The organism is Cerasibacillus terrae (assembly GCF_008039555.1).
GTDB lineage: Bacteria > Bacillota > Bacilli > Bacillales > Amphibacillaceae > Cerasibacillus > Cerasibacillus terrae.
In genome coordinates this window covers 662,846-675,435 of sequence record NZ_VDUW01000001.1, presented here as the reverse complement: position 1 = coordinate 675,435, position 12,590 = coordinate 662,846, and the positions used below count along the sequence as shown (strand labels likewise).

General features: G+C 34.5%; 15 protein-coding genes, 2 pseudogenes and 1 other annotated feature. All 17 genes and pseudogenes read left to right on the top strand.

Annotated elements, in window-relative coordinates; genetic code table 11:
- Positions 1-123 precede the first annotated feature (123 nt).
- Positions 124-261, top strand: a pseudogene (locus tag FHP05_RS03510) (JAB domain-containing protein); the annotation flags it as partial.
- Between the two features lie 190 nt (positions 262-451).
- Complete coding sequence (locus FHP05_RS03505; protein WP_147665832.1) at positions 452-1,492, top strand: rod shape-determining protein; 1,041 nt, start codon at positions 452-454, stop codon at positions 1,490-1,492.
- A gap of 13 nt (positions 1,493-1,505) precedes the next feature.
- Positions 1,506-2,390: a rod shape-determining protein MreC gene (gene mreC / locus FHP05_RS03500; RefSeq protein WP_147665831.1), complete on the top strand. Its 885-nt coding sequence runs from the start codon at positions 1,506-1,508 to the stop codon at positions 2,388-2,390.
- Positions 2,387-2,917 (top strand): rod shape-determining protein MreD, encoded by a 531-nt coding sequence (gene mreD / locus FHP05_RS03495; protein WP_147665830.1) that lies wholly within the window; start codon positions 2,387-2,389, stop codon positions 2,915-2,917. The genes mreC and mreD overlap by 4 nt, the downstream gene beginning before the upstream one ends.
- 59 nt (positions 2,918-2,976) lie before the next feature.
- A complete protein-coding gene (gene minC / locus FHP05_RS03490; protein ID WP_147665829.1) occupies positions 2,977-3,669 on the top strand; it encodes a septum site-determining protein MinC in 693 nt (230 codons plus the stop codon).
- Positions 3,662-4,462 (top strand): septum site-determining protein MinD, encoded by an 801-nt coding sequence (gene minD / locus FHP05_RS03485; RefSeq protein WP_147665828.1) that lies wholly within the window; start codon positions 3,662-3,664, stop codon positions 4,460-4,462. Before minC ends, minD begins: the two co-directional genes overlap by 8 nt.
- A 189-nt stretch (positions 4,463-4,651) precedes the next feature.
- Positions 4,652-5,428 carry a M23 family metallopeptidase gene (locus FHP05_RS03480; protein WP_147665827.1) on the top strand — a complete coding sequence of 259 codons (777 nt, stop codon included), beginning with the start codon at positions 4,652-4,654 and terminating at the stop codon, positions 5,426-5,428.
- Entirely contained in the window at positions 5,412-6,278 is an 867-nt protein-coding gene (locus FHP05_RS03475) for a site-2 protease family protein (protein WP_230973907.1), read from the top strand. The genes FHP05_RS03480 and FHP05_RS03475 overlap by 17 nt, the downstream gene beginning before the upstream one ends.
- Positions 6,279-6,393: 115 nt before the next feature.
- Positions 6,394-6,466, top strand: a sequence feature (ribosomal protein L21 leader region).
- Positions 6,467-6,478: 12 nt separating this feature from the next.
- Positions 6,479-6,787, top strand: coding sequence for a 50S ribosomal protein L21 (rplU, locus tag FHP05_RS03470; RefSeq protein ID WP_147665826.1), 309 nt, complete (start codon positions 6,479-6,481; stop codon positions 6,785-6,787).
- Between the two features lie 34 nt (positions 6,788-6,821).
- A complete protein-coding gene (locus tag FHP05_RS03465) occupies positions 6,822-7,151 on the top strand; it encodes a ribosomal-processing cysteine protease Prp (protein WP_147665825.1) in 330 nt (109 codons plus the stop codon).
- Between the two features lie 13 nt (positions 7,152-7,164).
- The gene (rpmA, locus tag FHP05_RS03460) at positions 7,165-7,455 is read left to right on the top strand and encodes a 50S ribosomal protein L27 (protein WP_147665824.1); all 291 of its coding nucleotides are present in this window, start codon (positions 7,165-7,167) and stop codon (positions 7,453-7,455) included.
- Positions 7,456-7,557: 102 nt separating this feature from the next.
- Positions 7,558-8,085, top strand: a complete 528-nt coding sequence (locus tag FHP05_RS03455) for a Spo0B domain-containing protein (protein WP_147665823.1) — start codon at positions 7,558-7,560, stop codon at positions 8,083-8,085.
- 5 nt (positions 8,086-8,090) lie between these two features.
- Positions 8,091-9,371, top strand: coding sequence for a GTPase ObgE (obgE, locus tag FHP05_RS03450; protein ID WP_147665822.1), 1,281 nt, complete (start codon positions 8,091-8,093; stop codon positions 9,369-9,371).
- A gap of 118 nt (positions 9,372-9,489) precedes the next feature.
- Complete coding sequence (locus FHP05_RS03445) at positions 9,490-9,939, top strand: ACT domain-containing protein (RefSeq protein WP_147665821.1); 450 nt, start codon at positions 9,490-9,492, stop codon at positions 9,937-9,939.
- Positions 9,940-10,141: 202 nt separating this feature from the next.
- Positions 10,142-10,289, top strand: a pseudogene (safA, locus tag FHP05_RS15735) (SafA/ExsA family spore coat assembly protein); the annotation flags it as partial.
- Between the two features lie 933 nt (positions 10,290-11,222).
- The gene (gene nadE, locus FHP05_RS03435; protein WP_147665819.1) at positions 11,223-11,960 is read left to right on the top strand and encodes an NAD(+) synthase; all 738 of its coding nucleotides are present in this window, start codon (positions 11,223-11,225) and stop codon (positions 11,958-11,960) included.
- A gap of 57 nt (positions 11,961-12,017) precedes the next feature.
- Entirely contained in the window at positions 12,018-12,563 is a 546-nt protein-coding gene (locus FHP05_RS03430; protein WP_147665818.1) for a YhcN/YlaJ family sporulation lipoprotein, read from the top strand.
- The last annotated feature ends 27 nt before the right edge of the window (positions 12,564-12,590 follow it).

Sequence of the window (12,590 nt, the reverse complement as noted above, 5' to 3'; positions counted from 1 at the left end):
AAAAGCCTGTATCTCAAGTGATAACTAAGATACAGGCTTTAATTGTTATTTACTTTAAATACATGTTCTCAAAGTGAAAGTATTGATTATAATGGAGTTTTAATAATTTACTCTTGATAACAACCTACGCCATCCCAAGAAGATATTCATGTAACAAGACGATTAGTTGAAGCTGGGAAAATTATAGGAATTGAAGTTCTTGATCATCTCGTCATTGGAGATCGGAAATTTATATCATTAAAAGAGAAAGGCTATTTATAGTACTATCAATTTCTATCTTTTTTTCGTATAATTAAATAGACGACTTTCTGTAGCGCCAATTTTCAATATAAGTGAAAGTGGCGCTTCTTGGATTTTAAAATAAAATATATTATAAAAGCTTTATATGTATAATGTTGATATAAACGGTGCAATGTATTGTTTATAATTGTATACGAGAGGACGAATAGCAGTGGGTTTATTTAACTTTTCGCAAGATATTGGAATTGACTTAGGAACAGCAAATACACTAGTTTTTATTAAAGGAAAAGGTGTAGTCGTTAGTGAACCATCTGTTGTGGCTAAAAATGTAGGAACAGGAAGTATTGAAGCTGTTGGAACGGATGCGAAACATATGATTGGACGAACACCAAGGTCGATTTCTGTGATACGACCAATGAAAGAAGGGGTAATTGCAGATTTTGAGACTACTGCTTTAATGCTGAAGTATTTTTTAAAAAAAGCAATGCAAAAACGATCCTTTTTTGCAGGGAAGCCAAATGTTATGATATGTGTACCATCTGGAATTACAATGGTAGAAGAACGAGCAGTAATTGATGCTGCCAAACAAGCAGGAGCAAAGGATGCCTTTCCGATAACTGAACCTTTTGCGGCAGCTGTTGGCGCAGGTTTACCAGTTTGGGAACCAACAGGTAGTATGATTATAGATATTGGTGGGGGAACAACCGAGGTTGCTGTCATATCGCTTGGTGGAATTGTAACAAGCAAATCTATTCGTGTTGCTGGTGATAATATGGATCAAGCAATTATTCAATATATTAGAAAAGAATATAATTTGATGATAGGAGAAAGCTCAGCTGAGACATTAAAATTAGAAATTGGTTCTGCTCAAATAGAAGATGATCATGAAACAATTGATATTAGAGGGCGGGATTTATTGTCAGGATTACCGAAGACGATCACTTTAACAGGAAAAGAAATAGCAAGTGCTTTAAAAGAATCAATGGACGCCATCATTAATGCAGTAAAATTTACATTAGAAAAAACACCCCCAGAATTAGCTGCAGATATCATGGATAGGGGTATTGTATTATCTGGTGGAGGTTCTTTGTTGAAAAATATTGATAAAGTAATTAGTGATGAGACGAATATACCCGTTTTTATTACGGATGACCCACTAGAAAGTGTAGCAGTTGGAACAGGTGAATCATTAAAATACATGCAACACTTTCGTTCTCATGTCAATGTATCATCTCGTCCCTCAGTAGAATAAGTAGGTGTTAGCTTTGCAATTTTTACGTAAAAAAATGTTGTTTATAATTTTAATCGGTATTATTTTACTCGTTGTATTAATTGGTTACTCACTTAGTGACCGCGAGAATATGTCAAAACCCGAAAAGATAATTAATGATACGGTAGGCTGGGTTCAAAGTGTTGTACACAAACCAGTCAACTATGTAACAGGTTTCCTTTATAATATAAAGGAAATGAAAAATATGTATCAAGAAAATCAAATATTAAAAGAAAAGCTTGCTGAATATAAAGGGCTAATTTATGAGGTACAAGAAGTAAAAGAGGAAAATGAAGAATTGAGAAAACTTTTGGATAAACCAGATTCTATTAGAGATTATCGGGCAATTGATGCGACTGTCATCGCTCGTTCCCCGGAAAAGTGGATTGAGCAAGTCACGATTAACAGGGGAGAAGATGCTGGGGTTGCCTCTAATATGGCAGTTATAACTCCTGAAGGTATGATTGGAAAAGTTTTATCAACATCCAAACATACAGCAACTGTCCAATTATTAACTGGTTTTGACCAATTTAATAGAATATCTGCAACTATATCACGCAAAGATAGTAAAAATATTGTGGGTCTAATTGAAGAATATGATAAAGAGACAGATTCATTAATATTTCGAATCATTGAGGAGTCTGATAAAAATTTAAAAAAAGGTGAACTTGTTGTATCATCAGGAATGGGTGGTGTTTTTCCGGCTGGCCTACCGATTGGCGAAGTGAAGGAAGTTGTCTATGACCAGTATGGATTAACCAGAACTGCTTTAGTCAAACCATCTGCAGATATGTATGAAATTAATCAAGTCGTTGTGGTTGACAGAGGATTACCAAACCCAGAAAAGGATGATACGTCTAAGAAGGAGGATAAGGAATGACACGTATATATATTCCTCTCATCCTCTTTTCCTTCCTGGTATTGGAAGGGGTAGCACTAGAATTATTACCGCATTCTTTAGTAAATCAAAAACTTGATATTGTGCCACATTGGATATTTATGTTATTAGTGTTAGTTGCAATTTTTTATGATAGGGAACACACGCATATATCTATTATTTATGCAGCTGTTTTTGGTTTACTTATTGACGTTGTATACACTGGGATCCTAGGTGTATATATGTTTACATATGCTGGAGCTATATTCATTGTAAAAGGATTGTCAAGAATTTTACAAAGTAATCTATTATCTATTATTTTGTTCAGTAGTATAGGGTTAATCATTGCGGATATCTCTATTCAATTAATTTATTTTGTTATTGGCCTTGTACATATTGAATGGAAGGTATACTTTATGGTTCGTCTTTTACCTACAATCCTTGCAAATATTATCTTTCTGATTATCTGTTATCCGTTTATGGTAAGAGGATTAACAAATTGGAAAAATAGAATACATGAAGATTTATAATGGTAGTCACACAATAGTGCATTGATATTGAGAATGTGATTTATTGATGAGGTGAATGTATGACACTAGAACAAAAAAGCCAATTCATCACAATTAAAGGAACGAGAGAAGGACTTACATTATTTGTAGATGATTTATGTTCCTTTGATGACCTTTTGGCTGACTTAACAGAAAAAATTGCTACAGTAAAACCAAAACAAAATGAACCAATCGTTCCTGTAGTTGTGGACTTAAAGAATCGTTATTTAACTAAAGAACAGACAGATAACATACGCCAAGTTGTTGAAAATGGTAACTGTTTTCAGGTCCAAGCGTTTCATTCAGCGGTCATTCATAAAGAAGAAGCTAAGAAGTGGAAAGAAGACCAAGACTTAAAAACATTTGAGCAGATTGTAAGATCTGGACAAGTATTGCACGTAAAAGGAGATGTGTTTTTAATTGGGGATGTAAATCCTGGTGGAAAAATCACTTCTACAGGTAGCATTTACATTCTCGGAAGTTTACAAGGAATCGCACATGCAGGTGTAGAAGGGAATAAAGGAGCTATTATTGCAGCCTCTTACATGAAACCAACACAACTACGGATAGCTGACTATATAAGTCGTGCACCAGATTATGAGTCAGAAGGTGTGTTTATGGAATGTGGCTTTATAGATAAAGAAGAAGATAAAATTGTCATAGATCGCTTGCAGAATATTGTTGTTAAGCGGAGGTATTTGAAAGAACCTGAGAGGAGAATGCAAAATGGGTGAGGCAATTGTTGTAACTTCTGGTAAAGGTGGAGTTGGGAAAACTACTACATCCGCGAATATTGGTACAGCATTAGCATTAATGGATAAAAAAGTATGCTTAATCGATACTGATATCGGTTTGCGTAATCTTGATGTCATCATGGGTTTAGAAAATCGAATTATTTATGATATTGTGGATGTTATTCAAGGCCGATGTAAATTGAAGCAAGCACTTGTTAAAGATAAACGTTTCGACAGTTTGGTATTGTTACCTGCATCACAAACAAGTGATAAATCAGCAATTACAGAAGATGGCATGGTTCAAATTATTAGTGAACTAAAACAATCATATGATTATATTATTGTTGATTGCCCTGCGGGTATTGAACAAGGCTTTAAAAATGCTATTGCCGGTGCAGACCAAGCAGTTGTCGTAACAACTCCTGAAAAATCAAGTGTCCGGGATGCAGACCGAATTATCGGACTTTTGGAACAAGAAGATATCCAACCACCGAACCTTATTATTAATCGTATTCGAAACCATATGATGAAAAATGGCGATATGCTTGATATAGATGAAATTATGCAAGTACTTTCCATTGATTTAATCGGTGTCGTGCAGGATGATGATGAGGTAATAAAAGCATCAAATAGTGGAGAACCGATTGCACTACAATCTAAGCCGAAGTCAGCAATTGCTTATCGTAATATAGCAAGAAGGATTTTAGGAGAGAGTGTCCCTTTGCAATCATTAGATGAACAACCTGGTTTATTTCATAAGGTGAAAAAATTCTTCGGTATAGGTGCTAAATAAACGTATTATGAATTCTATATAACTGAAGTAGAACTCTTTCTATAATAATTTTGTATACACAAAAAAAGTCATTCAGGATAAAAAACTTCATGTTTTTTGTCCTGTTTTTTTATTTTCATATGCGTCCATTCATATCTAAATAATTTTCTCATACATATGTATAAATAGCAGAAAAGGAATGTGAAGCATATGAACAACGGAGTAAACAAGATTCGTAAATCAATAAATAAAAGAAAATCCTTAAGAAAACTACATACACCTGAGGAAAAACAGATAGACTTAAAACATATTTCTCCATTGCCACAGGATGAAGAGAAACATGGAGGTTATAATATGTACCCTGATGTACCTGTGATGAAAATGGAGAGCAATTCGAACACATCCGGTTTCGTGCTAAAGGGGTTTTTATCGATTGTTCTATTTTTAGGGTCTGCTTTTATTTATCAAACAGAGTCTGAACAATTTTCGTCCATGAAGCGATGGACAAGCGCTGCACTTCAAAATGAATTTCCATTTGCCAAAGCAAACGAATGGTATCAAGAAACATTTGGAAATCCATTCTTTCTTTCACATGATGCAGATGTATCTGTTAGCGAAAATAATACATCACCTGCATTGCCAATAAATGGTAATGTGGAAGAAACTTTTCAAAAAAATGGGACAGGAGTTTTAATAGGATCAGAAAGTACAACAAATGTCGCTGCTTTACAAAAAGGTATCGTTATTTTTGCAGGTAATGATCCAAAAACGAAAAAAACGGTCACTGTTCAACATTCAGATGGAAGTAACACAACGTATGGTTTTTTAAGTTCGATAGATGTCCACCTTTACCAATCTATTCAGGAAAATCAACAAATTGGTGAATTTCAACCTACCGAAAAGAGTCAACATGTTTATTTTGCTATTGAAAAGGACAATCAATATGTTGATCCATTACAGGTGATTCAAGTTGACGATCAATCGTAAATACGTACCACCTATTTATATTCATCCTATCTTATTTATTTTTATTGGAATTTCATTTGTTACAGGTACATTTCTGTCACTCTTCATTATTCTAATGATTGTTTTTATACATGAATTAGGGCATTATTTAATGGCATCTTTCTTTAATTGGCGTATAAAAAAAGTGACACTGTGGGTGTTTGGTGGTGTCATGGAAACAGACGAGCATGCGAGTAGGCCATTATACGAGGAAATACTTGTGACAATTGCAGGACCTGTCCAACACCTTTTTATTTATCTATTTTATTTTATGTTTAAGCAATTTGAAGTGTTTCCGGACTCCATTTTAGCAATGATTCTTTTATATAATACGATGATTCTTGTTTTTAATTTACTTCCTGTTTGGCCTTTGGATGGTGGAAAATTCCTTTTTTTCTGTTTGTCTCATTTTTTACCTTATCGAAAAGCATATGATGGGACAATCCTTTTTTCAATCATTGTCTGCATATTAAGTCTTGTTTTTTTTCTACTATTCAATTTTAATCCTTTTACATTATGTTTATTAATTGGCTTTCTAATGATTGAAAATATTGTAGAATGGAAGCGACGATATTTTGTATTTTTAAGGTTTTTGTTAAATCGATATCATGTAGATTTGGATAGAGTTCGTAAGATAAAGCCAATTGTTGTTTCTTCTGAGGAAAAATTAATCTCCGTACTTCAACTGTTTCAACGTGATACCAAACATTTTATCTACATTATTTTTCCTGGACAAAAGCGTGAGAGACTGGATGAATCAAAATGTCTACAAAGTTATTTTTATGAGAAACAAATTCATAAGACAATTGGAGAACTTGTTAAAAACACTTAGTGATCAATGCAGCTTTTCGTATTTTTTGGCATAGAATTTTGCTACACTTAAAAAAGGTAAAACATATTGACAGATGACTAGTATATATGGTAACATCGAAATGTTCGACGTAGCACCAGTGCTACAACCGCACAGAACAGGTTATGAAAACCAACTATGGTACCTGTATGGCGAGTCTGAGTTTTAGGGAGGTGCAGTTCATGTACGCAATTATTGAAACTGGCGGAAAACAAGTTAAAGTAGAAGAAGGCCAAGTAATCTATGTAGAAAAAGTATCTGCTAATGCAGAAGATACAGTTACTTTTGATAAAGTGCTATTTGTAGGTGGCGATGATGTTGAAATCGGTTCTCCATATGTAGAAGGAGCTACTGTTACAGCTAAAGTTGAAAAACATGGTCGTCAAAAGAAAATTAGAGTATTCAAATATAAAGCGAAGAAAAACTACAAACGCACACAAGGTCATCGTCAACCATATACAAAACTTATAGTTGACAAAATTAATCTATAAGCAATAAAAATAATTCATTAGAGGATTATTTTCAATGATTCATGTAAATATTTATCGGCATCATAAATATATAACAGCATTTGAACTTTCTGGACATGCAGATAGTGGTCCATATGGATATGATTTAGTATGTGCTGCTGTTTCTGCTGTATCATTTGGTTCTGTTAATGCTGTGATGAAGCTATGTCATACTGATCTTGATATCGACCAAGGAGCAGAAGGTGGTTATCTTCGAGTAGAAATACCATCTTCCTTGAATGCCCAAATGAAAGAGAAAGCATCTCTTTTATTGGAGGGAATGGTTATTTCCTTGGAAACGATTGAACGTGATTATGGAAAATTTATCAAGATACATTATAAATGAGGAGGTGCCCGACATGTTACGTTTAGACTTGCAGTTTTTTGCAACGAAAAAGGGTGTTGGTAGTTCACGTAACGGACGTGATTCCAAAGCAAAACGTCTAGGTTCCAAACGTGGGGATGGTCAGTTTGTTACAGGTGGTTCTATTTTATACCGCCAACGCGGAACAAAGATTTACCCTGGTGACAACGTAGGTCGTGGTGGAGATGACACATTGTATGCAAAAGTAGACGGTGTCGTAAAATTTGAACGTTTTGGTCGCGATCGTAAAAAAGTAAGTGTGTACCCAGTTGCCCAAGAAGCTTAATTGAAAAACTCCAACTCGATTATCGGGTTGGAGTTTTTTTGACGGATAAGTATCCTTTATTCCAATTATTTGCTATAATTTTTTGGAGAGGTGGGGATACAGATGAGTAAACAAGATTTTATGGAATTATTACAGTTTAAACGCCATGAATTAATGAACCATTTACAAATGATTCAAGGCTATATTCACTTAGATAAAAAGGATGCCGCACTAGAGAAAGTATCTGCTATTGTTTATGAAGAAAATCAAGAACGGAAATTAATTCATTTAAATATCCCAACATTCACATGGTGGCTCCTCTTATTGCCTTTAAAATATCCCAATCTACGTTTGAAATATGAAATACAATCGCAATCAAAAGAGTTAAGTGATATAGATCGAGTGCTTTATAAATATTGTAAGCAAATCATGGAAACAGCCACAAAACTTTTCAATGAATCACAATCATATGAGATGAAATTACAATTATTAGAAGGAGAGACATCAGAAACCACTACTAATATTGCTTTTTTTGGAGATTTTGGACATCTTAGTAAGAGAGAGTTTCGTGAAAATGATATAACATATAGATTAAATGAAGATAAAGATAAAATGAAAGCAATATTTACTGTTGCTAACAAGAAGGTGTGAACGAAATGTTTGTCGATCAGGTAAGTGTACATGTAAAAGCAGGTGATGGTGGGAACGGTATTGTTGCCTACCGTCGAGAAAAATATGTCCCAATGGGTGGTCCTGCTGGCGGTGATGGTGGTAAGGGTGGAGATGTGATTTTCCAAGTTGATGAAGGCCTAAATACATTAATGGATTTTCGCTATAATCGTCACTTTAAAGCAAAACGTGGAGAAAATGGTATGAATAAGAAAAAGCATGGGAAAAATGCGGAAGACTTAATTGTTTCGGTACCACCAGGAACAATTGTTTATAATGAAGAGACAAACGAAATGATAGCAGATTTAACAGAACATAAAGAACAAGCTATTATCGCAAAAGGGGGGAGAGGTGGTCGTGGTAATGTAAAATTTGCTTCACCTAGAGATCCTGCTCCCAATATTGCTGAAAATGGTGAACCTGGAGAAGAGTTACAAATAAAAGTAGAATTAAAAATCATTGCTGATGTTGGCCTTGTTGGTTTTCCAAGCGTCGGAAAATCAACCTTATTGTCTGTTGTTACTGCAGCAAAGCCGAAAATTGCAGATTATCATTTTACTACGTTATCACCAAACTTAGGAGTAGTTGAAACAAAAGATGGTCGTTCTTTTGTAATGGCAGATTTACCAGGTTTGATTGAGGGAGCGCATGTAGGGACTGGTCTAGGCCATCAATTTTTACGTCATGTGGAAAGAACGAGAATGATTGTACATGTTATCGACATGTCAGGAATAGAAGGTAGAGACCCATATGATGATTATGTCAAGATAAACGAAGAGTTAAAAGCATATGATGAAACACTAGAGAAACGGCCACAAATAGTGGTAGCAAATAAAATGGATGTACCTGAAGCGACACAGAATTTACAACAATTTAAAGAAAAACTCCCTTCAAATACTACTGTTTATCCGATATCAGGAATGACAAGGGAAGGGATCAGTAACTTATTGTTTGCTATTGCTGATAAATTAGACACAATACCAAAACAGAAACTAATTGATGATGATATAAAGGGAAAAGTGGTATATCGTCATGAGGAAAAAGAACCTGCATTTCAAATTTCACGAGATACTGATGGGGCATTTTTACTTACGGGTAAAAAGGTTGAGCGCATGTTTAAAATGACTGACTTTACAAGGGATGAAGCTGTGAGGCGTTTTGCACGCCAACTACGTGGAGTTGGTGTAGATGCTGCATTGCGAAAAAAAGGTGCTGTAGATGGTGATACGGTACGAATACTAGGCTTTGAATTTGAATTTATAGATTAGGCTGTTTTCCAAAGATATTGTTATTGGAAGATTTATATTTTGAAAAATAAACAAAATATGGAATTCCAACAAATATACGAGAACAGCCATAGTAGCTTTTGTTAAATGGGGGATAATTTTGGAAGAAAAAAAAGAAAAGTTTTTCTTAGTACGACATGATGTGTTACCAGAAGCAATGTTAAAGACGATTAAAGTAAAGGAATTATTAGAGAGAGGAAAAGCTAAAACAATATATGAAGCAGTTCAAAAAGTTGATTTATCAAGAAGTGCTTTTTATAAATATAAAGACACGGTTTTTCCATTTCATGCAATGGTTAAAGAAAGAATGCTGACATTGTTTTTTCATTTAGAAGACCGTTCAGGGACATTATCCAATCTACTTAGAATTGTTGCTGATGCAGGTTGTAATATATTAACCATCCACCAAACCATTCCCACTTTAGGAAAAGCAAATGTTACCTTAACACTGGATATATCCCAAATAAATCAAAACATTAATACATTAATTCATGATTTAAAGCAAATGGAATTTATTGAACGTGTTGACATTCTTAGTTCAGAATCTTAAATAACTGAACCAATTCCACCAATTTAAATATGACAAAGGCTAAGATTTTAGATGAAATATGCATCTGAATCTTAGTCTTTTTTTGCTTTAGCAGGCATATTATTAAAGTATTTACAAGTTTAGTTCAACATTTATTAATTCTTTGCATATGTTGATATAGAGAGATTAGCCCATCTTTCATTAGAAAGGAGTTTCGATCAAGTTGAAAATTCATATTGTACAAAAAGGTGATACACTATGGGAAATAGCAAAAATGTATGGGGTCGATTTTGAAGAATTAAAATCATTAAACTCACAATTATCGAGTCCGGATATGATTATGCCCGGTATGAAAATAAAAGTACCAGGTGTTGAAAAAACAGTCAAAAAGGAAACCCCAAAAGAAAAACAAATCAAAAAAGAGACGCAAACCAAAAAAGAAATACAAATAAAACCTACACCACAGCCAAAAGAAACGAAGAAAGAAGAAAAAAAGAAAATACTTCAACCTGCAATGCCAACACCTCCGTTACCGAAAATGCCAGAAATATCTGTACCAAAAATGCCCGAAATTACAATGGATCAGCAGTTACCGGTAATTGAACAGCAGATGAATCAATATACGGTTTTTCCAGAAATAACAATTGATCAAAAAGTAGAGCATCCAAAGCAAGAACAAAAACCAAAAGAAAAGCAAAAGAAAGAAGAAAAAAAGCCAATTCAAGAGCCATCATCATTTGAACAAATGCAGCCAATGCCTCACCCACAACCAATGTATCAGCCAATGTTCCAACCAATGCCATTTTTTCCGGTATGCTGTTGTATGATGCATCCGTGCCACAAGCAAACATATCAAGAAACACATATGAACCCATTGGAGTCACACAAAATGATGCAAATGCCGCACTACGGATATTCAGAGCCCCCAAAAGTAGGAGGGAGTAATGTTCCGTATTTCCCACACGAAATGAAAAATTGCAGTATTCCAAAAGAAGTTCAATACGGTAATGCATACCCATTTGAACCTTCTGGGTACCATCAAGCATGGTGTCCACCTATATATCGAACGATCCATCCAGAGCCAGATGTTTTTGCTCCAGAACCACCAAGTTATTCCTATGAAGGTCATACAACTATATCTAAAGAACAGGAAGAATAAAGGTAAGAAAAGAGACGAAAAACATCTAATCGTCTCTTATTTTTTTGTCTAAAATTGGAGAAATTATGTGTAAGGTTTTTGATAAATGGTTAAATCCTGCTAAAATGAAGATGGTTATTATATCTTTTCAGAGGAGCGGACGAAAATGAAGAAAAAAGTAGACGCTATTATAAAATGGCTTCAAAAACAAGTAGAACAATCTAAAACAAAAGGATTAGTTGTTGGAGTTAGTGGTGGATTGGATTCTGCTGTAATAGCCTTTTTAATTAAAAGAGCATTTCCAGAAAATACAATCAGTGTGATCATGCCAATCAAAAGTAATCCAGTAGATATAGAACATGCAAAAGAAACGAATAAAACATGTGGAATAAAAGAATTGACAATTGATTTAACAGAAATTCATGAACAAATGTTTAATCAAATTAAACAGCAAATAGCAGTGGATTTTAATGAGGATAATGCTCGTTTAGCTGATGCAAACCTACGAGCTAGATTGCGAATGAGCACTTTATATACTGTTGCAACCAATTATAATTATTTAGTCGTTGGGACAGATAATGCTGCCGAATGGTATACAGGCTATTTCACGAAATATGGTGACGGTGGTGTAGACCTCTTACCAATTGTTGACTTAACAAAAGAAGAAGTAAGAGAGATGGCTACATATCTAGGGGTACCAAAAGCAGTAATCGACAAAGAGCCAAGTGCTGATCTTTGGGAAGGTCAAACTGACGAAAAAGAGATGGGAACAACATATGAAAGGATAGACGCATTTTTAAGAGGAGAAACAATTCCCGAAAAAGATCGTAATCTCATTGAGAAAATGCATGTAAGAACGGAACATAAGCGAAGTATTCCGACCCAGTTTCATTTTAACGAATAATTCCATGTGTAAAATTACCTCCGTTTAACCAAACTAATAGACAAAGGAGGTAATTTTATGCGTATTAAACCCATTTTAATAGTTGTTTTATGTTTTGGTTGCATCGCTTGTTCTCCTGATAAAGATCCAAAAGTAAATAATGAAACAAATCATTCCCAACCAATGCATTATGAAACAAAAAATGAAGAGAAAAACCGACATGGAGTTCGTGAAAAGTCAATTGGAGAGCAAGGTGGTTATCCTCAATCAAAACAGCAAGAACAAAATAGGGGGAAAGAAGAAGGTCCTTATACCGATTTATTTACGAATGATGAATCCATTAAAATTGAAGAACACTTAAAGGGCATGAAGGAAATAAAACAGGCTCAAGTGGCTTCATCAGATGAACGAGTTGTCGTAGGAGTTATTTTAAGTAATCGTTTTGAGGCGCAATCTGATATCGCCGAACAAATTAAAACATCAGTAAAAGAAATGGCACCTGATAAAACAGTTGTTGTATACACGGATGATATCCATTGGGACCGAATGAGAAATCTCCAATCACGAATAAAACAAATAAATATACAGGACGAACCGAATTTATTAGAGAAATGGTTTGAATAACGGATATAGAATGTGTTGCAGCTTTAT